Below are 18,466 nucleotides of genomic sequence, written 5' to 3'. Positions count from 1 at the left end.
GATTGCTGGCCTAGAGGAATGATTGCTACCCGGGGCAACCCGGTACAGAACCCGGCTTACAGGCCGACTCCGACCTCATTCCGAAGAGCCCCGCGATTTATCGCGGGGCTCTTTTTTATGCATGAGAAAATATGGCTTCGTTGGCAAGATATTTTCGACCTTGTCATTTTGCATGAAAATATATGTTTTAAATCAATCGAATAGTTTTGTATTTGGCACGATGGCAGCGATAGATGGTGATAGAACCCAGGATGGTTGTTCGCACCCACATATTGTGTGTGTTCTCAGTTCATTCACTTATTTCAATTAATCAACAGAGTTTAACGCCAAATAACTTGTGGAAAATCAACCCACTCAATCCGCAGCATGCAATTGCTGCGTCAATATGTTCCCTCTGCCTCATCTCCTTGCTTGAAAAGCCCCCTGCACGTCCTTAAACTTCAAGGTGGGGAAAAGTGGATCAAAGTGGTTTTTAGAGGGGCAATCTGCCTGCTCACTCACCTTCAGGGACTGCAATTTGTTGCGTGGCGCTCATGCCATCAGCCTGGACAGTAAAGGGCGGCTGGCAATTCCGACCAAATTTCGTGATTGGCTGCGCGATGAAAGCGACGGCCAGCTGGTCTGCACCATCGATATTGCCCATCCCTGTCTGCTGCTTTATCCCCTGAATGAATGGGAAGAGGTCGAGCGCAAGCTCAAGACTCTCTCCAGCATGAATCCGCAAGAGCGCCGTTTGCAGCGCCTGCTGCTGGGACATGCAACTGAATGCGAGCTGGATGGCAATGGCCGTCTGCTGCTCAGTCAGCCACTGCGCAACCATGCGGGGCTGGACAAGAAAATTATGCTGGTGGGCCAGCTCAACAAGTTTGAGTTGTGGGATGAAGCCCGCTGGCAACAACAGGTCAATGACGACATCTTGGGTCTGCCCGGGGACGATTGGGCAAGCTCACCACGACTACAGGATTTCTCTTTATAAATGACCCAAGCCGCTGAACACATCACAGTGCTGCTGCACGAAGCCGTTGAAGGTCTGGCCATCAAGCCGGACGGTGTCTACGTCGACGGTACTTTTGGCCGTGGTGGTCATTCTCGTCTGATCCTGCAGCACCTTGGCCCGAATGGCCGCCTGATCGCCATCGACCGCGACCCGCAGGCGATCGCCGAAGCGGCCAAGATCCAGGATCCCCGCTTCGAAATCGTGCACGGCCCCTTCTCCGGTATCGCCTCCTATCTGGATGAGCGCGGTTTGCTGGGCAAGGTGGATGGCTTCCTGCTGGATCTGGGGGTCTCTTCACCCCAACTGGATGATGCCGAGCGCGGCTTCAGCTTTATGAAAGATGGTCCGCTCGATATGCGGATGGACCCCAGTTCCGGCCAGAGCGCCGCCGAGTGGCTTGCCAAGGCCGATGTGGATGATATCGCCTGGGTGCTGAAGACCTTCGGTGAGGAGCGCTTTGCCAAGAAGATCGCCCGCGCCATCGTCCACGACCGGGTGACCGAGCCTTACGTGCGTACCCGTCAGCTGGCTGAGATGATTGCCCGGGTCAATCCGAGCAAGGAGAAGGGCAAGCATGCGGCAACCCGCAGTTTCCAGGCCATCCGCATCTATATCAACAGCGAGCTGGACGAGATCGAAACCGCGCTCAACGGTGCATTGGACGTGCTGGCACCACATGGCCGTCTGTCTGTGATCAGCTTCCACTCGCTGGAAGACCGGCTGGTGAAACACTTCATTCGCAAGCACGAGAAGGGGCCTGAAGTGCCCTACGGCATTCCCTTGACCGAGGCCCAGCTGGCTGGCGGTCGCAAATTGAAGTCGGTCGGCAAGGCGCTCAAGCCTTCTGATCATGAGGTCTCTGAAAACACCCGTTCGCGCAGCTCGGTGCTGCGGGTCGCCGAGCGGCTGGCGGAGTAAGCGATGAGCGAAGTACGTGTCCACCTAGCCAAGGAGATCGTTGCCGATCTCTGGCGGCACAAGCTGCAGATTTTTCTGTCGGTTGCCGTACTGGTGACCGCGTTTGCCGTGATCCTGGTGACCAACATGACCCGTGGCCTCACCGCCAAACAGAATGACCTGATGGCGGAAGAGGATCGCCTCAATATCGAATGGCGCCACCTCTTGCTGGAGCAGGGCACTCTGGCGGAACACTCCCGGGTCGCCACGCTGGCCATGGACAAGTTGCAAATGGGTCGCCCTCTGGTGACCACCGAGAAGGTAATTACTCTGCCATGAAACGGAAGGCTACAGCCAAAACCGCTAAAGCGAACGTTAAAGCGCCATCTATCTATCCGTGGCGCTTCCGCACGCTGGTCGTATTCATCGGCATCGCCTTTGTCGGGCTGATCCTCCGTCTGGCCTGGATCCAGGTGATCAATCCGGATCGTCTGCGTCAGGAGGGGGACATGCGCTCTCTGCGAACAACCTCCACCCAAGCGGTGCGCGGCATGATCACCGATCGCAATGGTGAACAGCTGGCTGTTTCCGTTCCGGTCGAGGCGGTCTGGGCCGATCCCAAGACGGTGCACGAGTCCGGCGCTATCCACAATGAGCGGGCCTGGATGGCGCTCTCAGCAGTCCTCAAAATCGATATCAATACTCTCAAGCAACGTATCGCCAACCCCAGCAAGCGCTTCGTCTATCTGCAGCGTCAGGTAACGCCCGCTGTCTCTGAATACATCAAGGGGCTCAAGCTGGGTGGTGTCTATCTGCGTCCCGAGTCGCGCCGCTTCTATCCGACTGGCGAAATCAGTGCCCACCTGGTGGGGGTAACCAACATCGATGGCAACGGGATCGAGGGGATCGAGCGCAGCTACAACGAGTGGCTGACGGCGACACCGGGCGAGATGCGGGTGCGCAAGGACCGGCAGGGCAGGGTCATCGAGCGTCTTGGTATCGTCAAAGAGGGCAAGAACGCCAACGATCTGCAGCTCAGCATCGATCAGCGGGTGCAAGCATTGGCCTACCGTGCCCTCAAGCGGGCAACCGACGAGAACAAGGCAACGTCCGGCTCCATGGTGATGCTGGATATCAAGACCGGCGAAGTGCTCGCCATGGTCAATACCCCCTCCTATAACCCGAACAACCGCGGCCAGTATCAGAGTTTCCGGGTACGCAACCGGGTGGTGACCGATACCTACGAGCCGGGCTCCACAGTCAAGCCGCTGATTTTGCTAAGTGCCTTGCAGGCGGGTGTCACCAGCTGGAAGGATTTCATTCCCGGTGGCCCGCTCTTTATTGGTGCCAAGCAGATCAAGGACGTCAGTATTCACAAGGCGACCAACCTTTACGATATCCTGCGCTACTCCTCCAACATCGGCATGTCGCGCATCGCGCTACGGATGCCGGCCCAAGAGATGATCAACACCCTCAGTATGTTCGGTTTCGGCATGGATACCGGCAGCGGACTGATGGGCGAGAGCGGTGGTATGTTGCCTCAGCGTCGGCGCTGGTCCGATATCGAGCGGGCGACCCTTTCATTTGGTTATGGTCTGCGGGTTACCCCGCTGCAACTGGCTTCCGCCTACGCCACCTTGGCCAACAAGGGCAAGCGAGTGCCCATCTCCATCGTCAAGGTGACCACGCCGCCCAAGGGTGAGCAGGTGATCGACCACAACAACGCCTCCGCCATGCTGCAGGCGCTGGAGTACGTGGTCGACAACGCTATTCCCAAAGCCAAGATTCCGGGTTATCGGGTCGGTGGCAAGAGTGGTACCGCCAAGGTCGCCGTTGCCGGAGGCTACGGCAAGGATTACATGGCCTGGTTTGCCGGTTTTGCCCCTGCCAGTAATCCCCGTTTCGTCATGGTGGTGGTGATTAACGAGCCAAAAGGCAGTGCTTACTATGGCGGTGCCGTGGCGACCCCGCCGTTTGCAGAGGCCATGGGCGGGGTACTGCAACTCTTCAACATTCGTCCTGACGCGGTGCCCACAGCGGTGCCCGCCAAACTTGCCCGTACGGAGGCTCCTCTTGTCCCGCGCACTTGATGCATTACTGCGCCCCTTCGGTATCCAGGCGCCGGCGCTCACTCTGACCGATATCCAGCTGGATAGTCGGCGGGTTGGCCCCGGCTCGCTCTTCGTGGCTATTTGCGGTCATCAGGTGGATGGCAGACGTTTCATCGAACAGGCGGTTGCTCAGGGAGCGACCGCTGTTGTGTTTGAGGAGGATGGTGAATTTATCCCACCATCGACTCCGGTTCCCTGTATCGGGATGCGGGATCTGCCAGCTCACCTCTCTGCTCTTGCGGGCTATTTCTACGATCAGCCAGCCCAAAAATTGGATCTGGTCGGGATCACCGGCACCAACGGCAAGAGCACCACTGCACTGCTGGTCGCCAACTGGCGCACCCTGCTGGGTGGTAAGGCCGGGGTGATGGGCACCATCGGCAACGGCCTGTTTGGCCATCTGATCGAAGCGGAAAATACCACTGGCAGCGCCGTGCAGGTACAAGCCAATCTGGCTGCGCTGCAAGAGCAGGGGGCGGATCTGGTGGCGATGGAGGTCTCCAGCCATGGTCTGGTGCAGCACCGTGTCGCCGCGCTGCCCTTTTCCGCCGCTGTCTTTACCAACCTGAGCCGGGATCACCTCGACTACCACGGCACCATGGAAGCCTATGGCGCGGCCAAGGAGCAGCTGCTGCAGCTGGTCGACGAGTCGAATGCGGTGATTAACCGAGATGACGAATTGGGTGCCAAGTGGCTCGAAAAATACCCGGCAGCGGTGGCTTTCAGTGTGAATGGCCCGATTGAACACCATTTTGGCCGTCAATTAACGGCGCAGCAGCTCGATTTTCACCAGCAAGGTTTTCGCGCGCAGATTAACTCCAGCTGGGGGAATGGTGTATTATCCGCCCCCTTGCTCGGGCGCTTCAACGTCAGCAATGTGCTGGCGGCGATGGGCGTAATGCTGGTGCTCGGTTACGACTTCCATGAGCTACTGGCAACTGCCCCGAAATTGCAGCCAGTGACCGGTCGTATGGAGTGTTTCGGCGGTGGTGATACGCCGCTGGCGGTGGTCGATTACGCCCACACCCCTGATGCGCTGGAAAAGGCATTGCAGGCCCTGCGGGTGCACTGCACCGGCCAGCTTTGGTGTCTGATTGGCTGTGGTGGCGACCGCGATCGCGGCAAGCGTCCCATGATGGCCGCCATGGCCGAGCAGTATGCGGATCGCGTGATCCTGACCGACGACAATCCCCGTACCGAGGAGCCGGCCCGGATCATGGCCGACATGGTGGCGGGTCTTCGCGATCCTGCTGCGGTGCAGGTGGAGCACGACCGGGTCAAGGCGATTGCGCTGGCCATCGGTCAGGCGAGCAAGCAGGACATCATCCTGGTGGCCGGTAAGGGCCATGAGGATTATCAGATCATTGGAACCGACAAGCGGCACTACAGCGACCGGGAAACCGTCGCGGCCGCCTTGCACACATTATTGGAGTCATTCAAATGATGACCCTCAGGCTTGCCGAGCTGGCGCAGGTACTCGATGCCCGTCTGATTGGTGACGATGGCGAGATCACCGTTGTCAGTACCGACACCCGCACTTTGGGCGCGGGTGCCCTGTTCGTTGCCCTGCGCGGCGAGCGTTTCGATGCCCACGATTTTTGCGAGCAGGCTGTTCAGGCAGGGGCCTCTGCTCTGCTGGTCGAGCGTGAGCTGCCGCTGGCCATTCCCCAGCTGGTGGTGGCGGACAGCCTTAAGGGGCTGGGCCGACTCGGCAAGCTGGTGCGCGAGCGCATCAATCCGAAAGTGCTGGCCATTACCGGCAGCTGCGGCAAGACCACGGTGAAGGAGATGGCAACTGCCATCCTGCGCAACGAAGGGGAAGTGCTGGCCACCGCTGGCAACTTCAACAATGAGGTGGGCGTGCCGCTCACCCTGCTGCGCCTCGAGCCGCAACACCAGTTTGCGGTGATGGAGCTGGGAGCAAACCACAAGGGCGAAATCGCTTGGACTACCTCGCTGGCCAAGCCCGATGCCGCCATCATCAACAACGTCGCAGCTGCCCATCTTGAGGGCTTCGGCTCTCTTGAGGGGATCTACCACGCCAAGAGCGAAATTTTTGAGGGCTTGAGCGAAGGCGGCACCGCCATCGTCAACGCCGACAACGAATTCTGGCCGAAGTGGCGCGAGCGTGGCATTCGCTGCGCCTTCTCCATCGAGGATCAGAGCCAGCCGTTCCATGCTCGCGATGTGGTTCTCAACGCTCAGGGTTGTGCCGAGTTCGTCATGGTAACCCCGCAGGGTGAGGTGAGCCTGACTCTGGCGATCCCCGGCCGCCATAACGTGGCCAATGCGCTGGCTGCCGCCGCGGGCTGTCTGGCCCTCGGCGCATCCCTCGACTCCGTCAAGGTGGGGCTGGAGCAGATGGCACCGGTCAAGGGACGCTTCTGCGTCCAGCGCTGGGGCGGTCTGACTCTGGTGGATGATACCTACAATGCCAGCGTGGAGTCCGTGCTGGCGGGCATCGATGCCTTGACCGCCATGAGCGGCTTTAAGGTGCTGGTGTTTGGCGACATGCGGGAACTGGGTGAGGAGTCTGCCGAGCAACATGCCCGGGTTGGCCGTCATGCCCGCGAGTGCGGTCTGGATGCCGTGCTGACAGTAGGGGAACATAGTCGCTATACCGCAGATGCCGCGGCTGGCCGACATTTCGATAACAAGGCGTCGTTGTTTGAAGTGCTTGCGCAAATGATAAATACACATCAGGAAATTTCGATTCTGGTCAAGGGTGCCCGTGGCTCCCGCATGGAAGATATCGTCGAGATGGTCAAAGGCCATCAGGAGTCAGCCACATGCTAGTCTGGCTGGCCGAACTGCTCACCCCGCACTTCACCTTCTTCAACGTCTTCTCCTACCTGACGTTTCGCGCCATCCTGTCGATCATTACCGGTCTGGGAGTTGCGCTCTGGATGGGGCCGCGCCTCATTCGTCGCCTGCAGATCCTGAAGTTCGGTCAGGTGATCCGCAACGATGGTCCCGAGTCCCACCTCAGCAAGCGGGGCACTCCGACCATGGGTGGTCTGATGATCATTGCTGCGATTTTCACGTCTGTGCTGCTCTGGTGCCGCCTCGACAACCCCTATGTCTGGCTGGTGCTGTTTGTGCTGGGTGCCTATGGCGCCATCGGCTTTGCCGACGACTACCTTAAGGTGGTGCGCAAGAATACCGACGGCCTGATCGCCCGCTGGAAGTACTTCTGGCAATCCGCCGTTGCGCTGGGAGTGGCTGTATTCCTCTACGCCACGGCCACCCATGATGGTCAGACCCAGCTGGTGGTGCCCTTCCTCAAGGATGTGATGCCGCAACTTGGCCTGATGTTTATCCTGCTCACCTATTTCGTCATTGTTGGTACCTCCAACGCGGTCAACCTGACCGATGGTCTGGATGGCTTGGCCATCATGCCGACCGTGATGGTGGCGGGCGGCTTTGCGTTTATCGCCTGGGCAACCGGCAACGTCAACTTCGCCAGTTACCTGCATATTCCCTATGTTCCCTATACCTCCGAGCTGGTGATCGTCTGTACTGCTATCGTCGGGGCAGGTCTGGGCTTTCTCTGGTTCAACACCTATCCGGCACAGGTCTTCATGGGGGACGTCGGTTCCCTGGCATTGGGCGGCGCGCTCGGCACCATCGCCGTGCTGGTACGCCAGGAGTTCCTGCTGGTGATCATGGGCGGTGTCTTCGTGATGGAGACTGTCTCGGTGATCCTGCAGGTGGGGTCTTACAAGCTGCGCGGCGTGCGGATCTTCCGCATGGCGCCGATCCATCACCACTACGAGAAGAAGGGCTGGCCGGAGCCGCGCGTTATCGTGCGTTTCTGGATCATCACCCTCGTGCTGGTGCTGCTGGGTCTTGCCACCCTGAAGGTGAGGTAAGGCCATGGTCATCGTTATCGGACTCGGCAAAACCGGACTCTCCTGCGTCGACTACTTCCTCGGCCGTGGTGTCACCCCACTGGTGATGGACACTCGCGCCAACCCGCCCGGCAAGGATCAACTACCTGCCGAGGTGGAACTCATTTACGGGCTGGATGGTGAGCGACTCAAACAGGCGCATATGATCGTCGCGAGCCCGGGCATTGCCCTGGCTACCCCTGAATTGAAAGCGGCTGCCGAATGTGGTGTGCAGATCGTCGGCGATATCGAGTTGTTCGTTCGCGAGACCGAGACACCGGTCATCGCCATCACAGGTTCCAATGGCAAGAGCACTGTCACGACCCTGGTGGGTGAGATGATTGCCGAAGCCGGGCTCAAGGTGGGCGTGGGCGGCAATATCGGTACGCCTGCGCTGGAGCTGCTCAAGCAGCCGATGGATCTCTGCGTACTGGAGCTATCCAGCTTCCAGTTGGAGACCACTCACAGCCTGCGTGCTGCCGCCTCTGTGGTGCTGAACCTCTCTGAAGATCACATGGATCGCTATCAGGGTATGGCCGACTACCGTGCCGCCAAGATGGAGATCCATCAGCACTCCAAACACATTCTGGTCAATCGCGACGATCCCCAGACTTTGCCCGATGTGGGTCAGGTGTGGCAGAGCTTCGGTCTTGACTGCAATGGCTATGGCCGCTGCCTGCTGGATGGCCGCTACTGGTTGACCCTGCACGGCGAGCCGCTGCTGGCGGTGGACGAGATGAAGATCGTCGGTGCCCACAATCAGGCCAACGCGCTGGCCGCCATGGCGCTGTGCGATGCGGTCGGCATTCCCCGCGCTGCCCAGCTCACCGTGCTGCGCCGCTTTGAAGGCTTGCCCCACCGTGCCCGTTTCGTGCGCGAAGTGAACGGGGTGCGCTGGATCAACGACTCCAAAGCCACCAACGTGGGAGCTACGCTAGCTGCCGTTGCCGGTGTGCGCGAGTCGGTCAAGGGGCGCCTGTTGCTGCTGGCCGGTGGTCAGGGCAAGGGGCAGGATTTTGGCCCGATCCAGGCGCTGCTGGGCAACCAGATCGATCACATGTACTGCTTCGGTCAGGATGCCGAGGTGCTGCTGGCGCTGGGTGAGCAGACCGAACGGGTGGCCGACCTGGCCGCTGCGGTTGCCAAGGCGGCTGCCGATGCCAAGCCCGGTGACTGGGTGCTGCTGGCGCCAGCCTGTGCCAGCCTCGATCAGTTCAAGTCGTTCGAGGTGCGTGGCGATCGCTTTACCGAGATGGTGATGGCGCTATGAATGCCCTTCGCGCAGCCGCAGGTCTGTTCCAGCGCTGGCTATTGCCGGCGCGCCCTGCCGGCCTCTATGACCGGCAGTTGGTGTTGCTGGCGCTCTCCCTGATGGCGGTCGGGGTGGTGATCGTGGCATCAGCCTCGATCCCGGAGGGGATCTCCCTGGGGGATGATCCCTTCATGTTTGTGAAGCGTCACGCCATGTTTCTGGTGATGGCGCTCGGTATCTCCTGGTTTGTGTTGCAGGTGCCGATGGCGCGCTGGCAGGAGTACAACGGACCCATGCTGTTGCTGGCCATTCTGCTGCTGGTACTGGTGCTGGTGGTCGGGCGCAATGTCAACGGTGCGGTGCGCTGGCTGCCACTGGGCCCCTTCAACCTGCAGCCGGCCGAGTTTGGCAAGCTGGCCCTATTCGTCTATCTGGCCGGTTATCTGGTGCGGCGTCAGAACGAGGTGCGTGAAGCCTGGCTTGGCTTCCTGAAGCCCTTGGCAGTATTCGGGGTGTTGGCGATCCTGTTGCTGCTGCAACCGGATCTGGGGTCGACCGTGGTGATGTTCGTCACCTCGTTCGGCATGCTGTTTCTGGCTGGCGCCAAACTGTGGCAGTTCATGATCCTTATCGGTGGCGGTCTTGGTGGGGTGATCATGCTGATCATCGTCGAGCCATACCGGATGCGTCGGGTGACCTCTTTTATGGATCCCTGGGCCGATCCGTTTGGCAGTGGCTACCAGTTGACCCAGTCGCTGATGGCGTTTGGCCGTGGCAGCTGGTTTGGCGAAGGGCTCGGCAACTCCATCCAGAAGATGGAGTACCTGCCGGAAGCGCATACCGACTTCGTGTTTGCGATCCTCGGCGAAGAGCTGGGTTACGTTGGGGTACTGGGCGCCCTGTGTCTCATCTTTGCGTTGGCGATCAAGGCGTTGAAGCTGGGGCATCGCGCCCTGCAAGCCGACCGCCTCTATGATGGCTATCTGGCTATCGGTATCGGCATCTGGTTCAGTTTCCAGACTTTCGTCAACGTTGGCGCAGCCAGCGGCATGATGCCGACCAAGGGGTTGACCCTGCCGCTGGTCAGTTACGGCGGCTCGAGTCTCATCATCATGACAGTGGCGGTGAGCATGTTGATTCGAATCGATTTTGAGTTGCGTCAGGCGACTGCCCAGGCGCGGGTGCGGGAGGTTTAGTGAGCAAGACGCTGTTGGTGATGGCAGGTGGTACCGGGGGGCATGTCTTTCCCGGTCTGGCCGTGGCCGATCGACTGAGGGAGCAGGGCTGGACTGTCCACTGGCTGGGGACGGCGGACCGGATGGAGGCGGAGCTGGTGCCCGCCCATGGTTATCCCATCTCCTTCATCGATATTCAGGGGGTGCGTGGCAACGGCATCAAGCGACTGCTGATGGCGCCCTATCGCATCGTCAAATCAATCTTGCAGGCGCGTCAGGTGATCAAGACTGTTCGCCCGGATGTGGTGCTCGGTATGGGGGGCTTTGCCTCCGGTCCGGGGGGAGTGGCTGCCTGGTTCTCCGGCATCCCGTTGCTGCTCCATGAGCAGAATGCTGCTGCAGGCATGACCAACAAGCTGCTGGCGCGTATTGCCAAGCGGGTGCTGATGGCATTTCCGGGCGCCTTCGCGCCGAGCCGCCGTACCGCCGTGGTAGGCAATCCGGTGCGTCCCGAAGTGGTCGCCCTGCCGGATCCGCAGCTTCGCAGCGAAGCCGAGCCGCTGCATCTGCTGATCGTCGGTGGCAGCCTGGGTGCCCGGGTGCTCAACCAGCAGGTACCCGCTGCGGTGGCGGCGGCTGGTGTGCCTATCGAGGTGCGTCACCAGTGTGGCAATGGCAATGCCGAGACAGTGTCTGCTGCCTATGCCCAGCACGGCATCAATGCCGAGGTGAGTGAATTTATCAAGGATATGGCCGGCGCCTATGCCTGGGCCGATCTGGTTGTCTGCCGGGCGGGAGCCCTGACGGTATCCGAGGTGGCCGCCGCCGGGGTGGCAGCCATTTTCGTCCCGCTGCCCCATGCAGTGGATGATCACCAGACCCGTAACGCTCTGACTCTGGTCGACGGTGGTGCGGCCGAATTCCTGCCCCAGTCCGAGCTGACCACCACCTCGCTGGCGGCGCGCCTCTCCTGGCTGGCTGGCCGCAGGGAGACCCTGTTTAGCATGGCTCAGGCCGCCCGTCGCGTTGCCATTACCGATGCGGCCGAGCGGGTTGCTGATGAGTGCAAGCGGCTCGCCAGTGGGCAGAGTGGTAAAGATTAATGAGCAAGGTTGCAGTGGTGACTCCGTGCAGCCTTGTACCTGTATGTATTGATGCCGCTGTGCAGCCGAGCTTTGACGGTACATGGCCTGCGGCAGACTAAAGAGACGATTATGACCAAGGTTGAACTGGCAAAACTGCGTACTGTGATCCCCGAAATGCGCCGCGTGCGTCGCATCCATTTTATCGGTATCGGTGGTGCCGGTATGGGCGGGATCGCCGAAGTACTTGCCAACGAAGGGTATCAGGTAACGGGTTCTGATCTGGCTCGCAATGCGGTGACCGAGCGGCTTGAGGCTCTGGGCGCCCATATCTTTACTGGCCACAACGCCGAGCACGTCAACGGCGCCAGCGTGGTGGTGGTTTCTACTGCCATCAAGCAGGACAACCCGGAGTTGCTGGCTGCCCGCGAACTGCGGATCCCGGTAGTACGGCGTGCTGAGATGCTGGCCGAGCTGATGCGTTTCCGGCACGGTATCGCCATTGCCGGTACCCACGGCAAGACCACCACCACCAGTCTGGTGGCGAGCATCTATGCCGAAGCCGATCGCGACCCGACCTTCGTCATCGGTGGCCTGCTCAACAGTGCCGGCACCAATGCCCGCTTGGGAAGCAGCCGCTACCTGATTGCCGAAGCGGACGAGAGCGACGCCTCTTTCCTGCATCTGCAGCCGATGGTCTCTATCGTGACCAACATCGAAGCGGATCACATGGACACCTACGGCGGTGACTTCTCCAGGCTGAAGGCCACCTTCATCGAGTTTCTGCACAATCTGCCCTTCTACGGACTGGCGGTGGTCTGCATCGATGATCCGGTGATCCGTGGCATGTTGCCGGAGATTGCCCGCCCGACCCTGACCTACGGTCTCTCTGAAGACGCTGACGTGCAGGTACTGGATTTTGTCCAGACCAACAACCACAGCCGCTTCCGGGTGCGCCGCAAAGAGGCGGGTGAACTGCAGGTCACCCTTAATTTGCCGGGCATTCACAACGCCTTGAACGCCGCCGCGGCGATTGCTGTCGCGACGGAAGACGGTGTCAGCGACGAGGCCATCATCTCTGCGCTGGCCAAGTTTGAAGGTGTCGGCCGTCGCTTCCAGCAGTATGGCGAGTTCGAAACTGGTCGTGGCAAGGCGATGCTGGTGGACGATTACGGCCACCACCCGAGCGAAGTGAAGGTCACTATCAATGCCGCCCGTGCCGGTTGGCCCGAGAAGCGTCTGGTGATGGTGTTCCAGCCGCACCGTTATACCCGCACCCGCGACCTCTACGAGGACTTCGCCGATGTGCTCTCCAAGGTAGACGTGCTGGTGATGCTGGAGGTTTATGCTGCCGGTGAGGAGCCGATCCCGGGCGCTGATGGACGGGCACTGTGCCGCTCCATTCGCTCGCGCGGCAACCTGGAACCCATCTTCGTCGCTACACCGGATGACGTGCCAGCCGTGCTGGCCGACCTGATTGGCGAGGGGGATTTGGTGCTGACTCAAGGCGCCGGGAACGTCGGGGCACTGGCCCGTCGTCTTGGCGAGATGAAATTGAGCATAGATAGCATGAAATCTGGTGCCTGAGGGCCCAATGAGTATTTTGACCGCCAAGCCGGGGCCTATATAATGGCGAACCGGTCTGTCAAAGGCCGGTTTAGCGCGTTACACGGGGATCGAACGGGTGGAGGCAAGGGCACAGGGGCGCACCAAGGGTGGCTTCATCGCAGGGGTGATGTTTTTCCTGCTGGTGATATGGGGCTGCTACCGGACGGCGCTGGATGTTAAAGATTGGCTGACGGATGCCAATCGGTTGCCCATGAGCGAATTGTTGCTGCAAGGGCAACATCAGTATCTGGAGACGGAGGAGCTGCGGTTAGCGGTACTGGATGGTGCCGAATTACGCAACTTCTTCGAGTTGGATGTCAATGAATTGCAGGCAAGGCTCAATGCCTTGCCATGGGTGGCCTCGGTATCGGTACGCAAGAAGTGGCCGAACAAGATCAAGGTCTACCTGACGGAACAGGACGTAGCGGCGCGCTGGAACGGCAACCGCTTCGTCAACACCAAGGGCAAGGTGTTCAGCGCCCCGGATCGGGTCAAGACGCCGCTGATGCAGTTGTCGGGGCCGGATGACCAGGCCGCCATGGTGTTGAAAGAGAGTCGGCAGTACGAGTCGCAACTGGCTGCCAAGGGATACAAGTTGCTGGGAGTGAATCTGACTCCCCGCCATGCCTGGGAGCTGACCCTGGATGGCAATATCAAGCTGTTTCTGGGTCGCAACGACATAGCGCTCAGGTTGCAGCGATTTATCGATGCCTTCCCGGTTATCGAACCCCGTTCGCAGGTTGCGTATGTGGATCTTCGATACGATACCGGTGTGGCAGTTGGCTGGAAGAAGAGCGAAGAGAAAGTGCATGACCAACACCGCAGATAGGAATTTGATTGTCGGACTGGATATCGGCACAACCAAGGTGGCGGTTCTGGTCGGGGAAGTATTGCCGGACGGTGAGCTGAACGTCATCGGTATGGGCAGTCACGCCTCCCGCGGGATGGAGAAGGGTGGGGTCAACGATCTCGACTCCGTGGTCAAGTCATTGCGCCGTGCGGTGGAAGAGGCCGAGATGATGGCCGACTGCCAGATCAGCTCGGTTTATCTGGGTTTGTCCGGCAAGCATATCGACTGCCGCAACGAGACCGGCATGGTGCCCATCTCCGATGAGGAGGTGACCCAGGAGGATGTGGACAACGTGATCCACACCGCCAAGTCGGTTCGCCTCTCCGACGAGCTGCGTGTGCTGCACGTGCTGCCCCAGGAGTTTGCGATCGACTATCAGGAAGGGATCAAGAATCCGGTCGGCCTCTCCGGCGTGCGGATGGCGGCCAAGGTTCACCTGATCACCTGCCACAACGACATGGCTCGCAACATCGAGAAGTGTGTGGAGAAGGTCGGTTTGCGCGTGGATCAACTGATCTTCTCCGCGCTGGCCTCCAGCTATGCCGTATTGACCGAAGACGAGAAAGAGCTGGGTGTCTGCGTGGTGGATATCGGTGGCGGTACCATGGATATGTCGCTGTTTACCGGCGGTGCCCTGCGCCACACCAAGGTGATCCCGTATGCTGGCAGCACTGTGACCAGCGACATCGCCTACGCCTTCGGCACGCCGCCGCTCGACGCGGAAGCGATCAAGGTGCGTTACGGTTGCGCCCTCGGTCGTCTGGTCAGCAAGGAAGACAATATTGAAGTACCCAGTGTCGGTGGTCGCCCGGCGCGCAGCCTGCAACGGCAGACACTGGCTGAAGTGATTGAGCCCCGTTACACCGAGTTGCTCTCCATGGTGAATGATGAGCTGGTGCGGGTACAAAGCGAGTTGAAAGCGCAGGGGGTCAAGCATCAGCTGGCAGCCGGTGTGGTCTTGACCGGCGGCGCTGCCCAGATTGAAGGTATTGTGGAGTGTGCAGAGCAGATCTTCCAGAGCCAGGTCCGGGTGGGAGAGCCCATGAACATACGTGGTTTGAGTGATTACGTGCAGGCACCGGTGTACTCGACTGCGGTCGGGTTGCTGCAATATGGCCGCACCCATCAAGCCACAGGTAGCAACAAAGAATATGCCGCCAAGGCAAGCGTCGGTGGCCTGGTCAAACGGGTTAGCAACTGGCTGCGTGGCGAGTTCTAAGAATTTTGCTGAGTCAGGCAAATAAAGCGGAGAGACAACATGTTTGAATTTATGGATAGCCACACTGACGAAGCCGTCATTAAAGTGATCGGTGTAGGTGGCGGCGGCGGTAACGCTGTCGAGCACATGGTTCGTCAAAATATTGAGGGTGTTGAGTTCATTACCGTCAACACCGACGCCCAGGCACTGCGTAACTCCAGCGCCAACACTACCCTGCAGATCGGCGGTGGCATCACCAAGGGTCTGGGGGCCGGCGCCAATCCGGAAGTGGGTCGTGATGCGGCCATGGAAGATCGCGAAGCACTGCGTGAGCTGCTGACCGGTTCCGACATGGTGTTCATCGCCGCCGGTATGGGCGGTGGTACCGGTACCGGTGCTGCGCCGATCGTGGCCGAAGTGGCACGCGAGATGGGCATCCTGACCGTTGCTGTGGTCACCAAGCCGTTCTCCTTTGAAGGGAAGAAGCGGATGGGTTTCGCCGCCCACGGTATCGAAGAGCTCTCCAAAAACGTCGACTCCCTGATCACCATCCCCAACGACAAGTTGCTGAAGGTGCTGGGTCGCGGTATCTCCCTGCTGGATGCCTTCAAGGCGGCCAACGATGTACTGCTTGGCGCGGTACAGGGCATTGCCGAGCTGATCACCCGTCCGGGCTTGATCAACGTCGACTTCGCGGACGTGCGTACCGTGATGCGTGAAATGGGTACCGCCATGATGGGTACCGGTTCCGCCTCCGGTGATGACCGTGCCGAAGAAGCGGCCGAGAAAGCCATCTCCAGCCCGCTGCTGGAAGACGTGGATCTGGCTGGTGCCCGTGGCATCCTGGTCAACATCACCGCCGGTATGGACATGACCATCGAAGAGTTCGAAACCGTGGGTAACGCGGTCAAGGCCTTCGCTTCCGAGAACGCCACTGTAGTAGTGGGTACCGTAATCGATCCGGAAATGCACGACGAACTGCGTGTGACTGTGGTTGCTACCGGTATCGGTGCCGAGCGCAAGCCGGACATCACTTTGGTCAAGAGCAGCCAGGTGCAAGAGCGCCCGGTGCGTCAGCCGCTAGTTAGCGACATGATGCAAGGCCGCGTGATGGACGAAGCCCCGGCCAAGGTGGTCAACGCCGAGCCGCAAGCTCGTCGTGAACCAGATTACCTGGATATTCCGGCGTTCCTGCGCAAGCAAGCTGACTAAGCCTCTTATGGCTCTCGTTTGTTTGTTGTTCAAGGAATGTGCTAAGATGGCCTGCCAACGACCATCTGGTCCGGATTTTAAGCTGTTTAGGGTACACCCATGATTAGACAAAGAACCTTGAAAACGAGTGTACAGGCGACTGGTGTCGGCCTGCATTCGGGCCGGAAAGTCACCATGACGTTCCGTCCGGCGCCTGTGAACACAGGGATCGTTTACTTGCGTACCGACCTGAATCCTGTGGTGGAGCTGCCAGCCAATGCCGATCAGGTGCGCGATACCGTGCTCTGTACCGCTCTGGTCAACGAAGCCGGTGTCCGTGTCTCTACCATTGAGCACCTCTCTGCCGCGCTGGCCGGGATGGGGATCGACAACCTCTACGTTGAGGTTGACGCGCCCGAGATCCCGGTGATGGATGGCAGTGCGCATCCCTTTATCTACCTGCTGCAGGAAGTCGGGATCCGTGAGCAAAATGCTGCCAAGCAGTTTGTGCGGATCAAGAAGAGCATCCGGGTTGAAGACGGCGACAAGTGGGCGGAATTCCACCCCTATCGCAACGGTTTCAAGATGGATCTCGAGATCGATTTCCAGCATCCGGTCTTTGAAGGGCGCAATCAGCGTTGCGTACTGGACTTCTCCGGTGCCTCCTTCGTGAAAGAGATCAGCCGTGCCCGTACCTTCGGGTTCATGCGTGATATCGAGTACCTGCGTTCCCAGAACCTGGCGCTGGGCGGAAGCCTGGAAAACGCCGTGGTACTGGACGACTATCGGGTGCTGAACGAAGACGGTTTGCGTTATGAGGACGAGTTCGTCAAGCACAAGATGCTGGACGCGATCGGTGACCTCTATATGTGTAACCGCAGCATCATCGGTGAGTTCCGTGCCTACAAGACCGGGCATGCCCTGAACAACAAGCTGCTGCGTGCCTTGCTGGCCGAGCAGGAGGCTTGGGAACTGGTGACCTTCGAGGGTGAGGGCGACAAAGCGCCTATCGCTTACTACGATAACGGTCTGGTTCTGGCCTGATAGCTGTGCAACGGAACGTCGGTCCTCTCTCCGCACCGACGTTCCGTCATTTGTTTACTCCATCCTTTAATACCGATTATCTCCCGGTTTTATTTCCCGTGCAGGCTCCTGGCCGCACCTGACCGAGCAGACTGATTTCTATGAGCATTACCCTGATCCTCCACGGCAAGCAGCGACGCAAGTTGCACCTGCCCAAACAACGTCTGGCCTGGGTCGGCGGTATTCTCTTCTCCCTGTTGGCCCTTGGTGGTGGTTGGCTCTGGCAGAGCTGGCACCAGAAAATGGAGGCGCTGGAAGTGGCGCTTGCCGTTGCCGAGCAACAGTCCGTCGACCAGAGTGGCGACGAAGCCCGTGAACAGTTGGCAATGCTGGCTGCTCAGGTGGGCACTATGCAAGGCCAGCTTGGCCGTCTCAATGCCCTCGGTGAACGATTGACCGAGCAGGCCGATCTCGATCCCGACGAGTTCAATTTCAAAGAGCTGCCCCCCATGGGCGGCCCTTCTTATGATGAAGAGCTGGAAGTGAGCCTCAACGAGCTGCAAGCCTCGATGAAACACCTCAGCCAGCAGCTCAGCAGCCGTGAAGAGCAGCTGTCGGTACTTGAATCTTTCATCATGAATCACCATATCACCGATGCCGGTTTTATTTCCGGCACGCCAGTCAAACAGGAGCGAGTTTGGGTCTCGTCCGGGTTTGGTGGACGGGTCGATCCGTTCAATGGGCGTGCCAAGATGCACAAAGGGGTCGATTTCCGTGGCAAACCCGGAACCCCGATTCTGGCCACCGGGCCCGGCATTGTCAGCTGGGCGGGCCGTCATCCGGAATTTGGCAATATGGTGGAGATTAATCACGGCAATGGCCTGGTCACCCGCTATGCCCACAACTCCAAGTTGCTGGTCGAGGTGGGCACCTTGGTTGATCAGGGTCAGAAGATTGCCTTGATGGGACGCACCGGTCGCGCGACCGGGGTCCATTTGCATTACGAAGTGTTGAAAGATGGTCGTCAGGTCAACCCCGCACGCTTTCTCAGTGCCAGACGGGGTTAGGTTTTTTTCTTCAGGTTCCAGTGACGGAACGCTTTTATAACCAGAAATAGTTGGTACCCATGATTAGCACACTGCTTACCAAGATTATCGGCAGCCGGAACGACAGAACGCTCAAGGCTTTGCGC

General features: G+C 59.4%; 16 protein-coding genes. All 16 read left to right on the top strand.

Annotated elements, in window-relative coordinates:
• The first annotated feature begins 517 nt into the window (after window positions 1-517).
• The 16 genes from mraZ (at window position 518) to G5358_RS15305 (ending at window position 18,341) form a co-directional block, all read left to right on the top strand.
• On the top strand, window positions 518-976 hold the full coding sequence (mraZ, locus tag G5358_RS15380; protein WP_013723406.1) for a division/cell wall cluster transcriptional repressor MraZ: 459 nt from the start codon (window positions 518-520) through the stop codon (window positions 974-976).
• A complete protein-coding gene (gene rsmH, locus G5358_RS15375) occupies window positions 977-1,915 on the top strand; it encodes a 16S rRNA (cytosine(1402)-N(4))-methyltransferase RsmH (RefSeq protein WP_216952214.1) in 939 nt (312 codons plus the stop codon).
• A gap of 3 nt (window positions 1,916-1,918) precedes the next feature.
• A complete protein-coding gene (gene ftsL / locus G5358_RS15370) occupies window positions 1,919-2,233 on the top strand; it encodes a cell division protein FtsL (protein WP_216952213.1) in 315 nt (104 codons plus the stop codon).
• Complete coding sequence (locus G5358_RS15365; RefSeq protein ID WP_216952212.1) at window positions 2,230-3,984, top strand: penicillin-binding transpeptidase domain-containing protein; 1,755 nt, start codon at window positions 2,230-2,232, stop codon at window positions 3,982-3,984. Before ftsL ends, G5358_RS15365 begins: the two co-directional genes overlap by 4 nt.
• Entirely contained in the window at window positions 3,968-5,449 is a 1,482-nt protein-coding gene (gene murE / locus G5358_RS15360; protein WP_216952211.1) for a UDP-N-acetylmuramoyl-L-alanyl-D-glutamate--2,6-diaminopimelate ligase, read from the top strand. The genes G5358_RS15365 and murE overlap by 17 nt, the downstream gene beginning before the upstream one ends.
• Window positions 5,446-6,801: a UDP-N-acetylmuramoyl-tripeptide--D-alanyl-D-alanine ligase gene (locus G5358_RS15355; protein WP_421206669.1), complete on the top strand. Its 1,356-nt coding sequence runs from the start codon at window positions 5,446-5,448 to the stop codon at window positions 6,799-6,801. The genes murE and G5358_RS15355 overlap by 4 nt, the downstream gene beginning before the upstream one ends.
• On the top strand, window positions 6,795-7,877 hold the full coding sequence (gene mraY / locus G5358_RS15350) for a phospho-N-acetylmuramoyl-pentapeptide-transferase (RefSeq protein WP_005341701.1): 1,083 nt from the start codon (window positions 6,795-6,797) through the stop codon (window positions 7,875-7,877). The genes G5358_RS15355 and mraY overlap by 7 nt, the downstream gene beginning before the upstream one ends.
• Before the next feature lie 4 nt (window positions 7,878-7,881).
• Entirely contained in the window at window positions 7,882-9,165 is a 1,284-nt protein-coding gene (gene murD, locus G5358_RS15345; RefSeq protein WP_216979978.1) for a UDP-N-acetylmuramoyl-L-alanine--D-glutamate ligase, read from the top strand.
• Window positions 9,162-10,343: a cell division protein FtsW gene (gene ftsW, locus G5358_RS15340; RefSeq protein ID WP_005341699.1), complete on the top strand. Its 1,182-nt coding sequence runs from the start codon at window positions 9,162-9,164 to the stop codon at window positions 10,341-10,343. The genes murD and ftsW overlap by 4 nt, the downstream gene beginning before the upstream one ends.
• Complete coding sequence (murG, locus tag G5358_RS15335; RefSeq protein WP_421324399.1) at window positions 10,343-11,425, top strand: undecaprenyldiphospho-muramoylpentapeptide beta-N-acetylglucosaminyltransferase; 1,083 nt, start codon at window positions 10,343-10,345, stop codon at window positions 11,423-11,425. Before ftsW ends, murG begins: the two co-directional genes overlap by 1 nt.
• A 111-nt stretch (window positions 11,426-11,536) precedes the next feature.
• Complete coding sequence (gene murC, locus G5358_RS15330) at window positions 11,537-12,991, top strand: UDP-N-acetylmuramate--L-alanine ligase (protein ID WP_216952207.1); 1,455 nt, start codon at window positions 11,537-11,539, stop codon at window positions 12,989-12,991.
• A gap of 97 nt (window positions 12,992-13,088) precedes the next feature.
• Window positions 13,089-13,841 carry a cell division protein FtsQ/DivIB gene (locus G5358_RS15325; protein ID WP_216952206.1) on the top strand — a complete coding sequence of 251 codons (753 nt, stop codon included), beginning with the start codon at window positions 13,089-13,091 and terminating at the stop codon, window positions 13,839-13,841.
• Entirely contained in the window at window positions 13,822-15,081 is a 1,260-nt protein-coding gene (ftsA, locus tag G5358_RS15320; protein WP_005336148.1) for a cell division protein FtsA, read from the top strand. The genes G5358_RS15325 and ftsA overlap by 20 nt, the downstream gene beginning before the upstream one ends.
• 39 nt (window positions 15,082-15,120) lie before the next feature.
• Window positions 15,121-16,272: a cell division protein FtsZ gene (gene ftsZ, locus G5358_RS15315; protein WP_005336147.1), complete on the top strand. Its 1,152-nt coding sequence runs from the start codon at window positions 15,121-15,123 to the stop codon at window positions 16,270-16,272.
• Window positions 16,273-16,371: 99 nt separating this feature from the next.
• Entirely contained in the window at window positions 16,372-17,295 is a 924-nt protein-coding gene (gene lpxC, locus G5358_RS15310; RefSeq protein WP_005336146.1) for a UDP-3-O-acyl-N-acetylglucosamine deacetylase, read from the top strand.
• Between the two features lie 140 nt (window positions 17,296-17,435).
• Window positions 17,436-18,341: a M23 family metallopeptidase gene (locus G5358_RS15305; protein ID WP_005355107.1), complete on the top strand. Its 906-nt coding sequence runs from the start codon at window positions 17,436-17,438 to the stop codon at window positions 18,339-18,341.
• Window positions 18,342-18,466: the final 125 nt, after the last annotated feature.

The sequence above is a fragment of the Aeromonas sp. 604176 genome (assembly GCF_049170755.1).
Lineage (GTDB): Bacteria > Pseudomonadota > Gammaproteobacteria > Enterobacterales > Aeromonadaceae > Aeromonas > Aeromonas veronii_A.
Note: the sequence above shows the minus strand (reverse complement) of the source record. Positions and strands in the feature narration are given on the sequence as shown.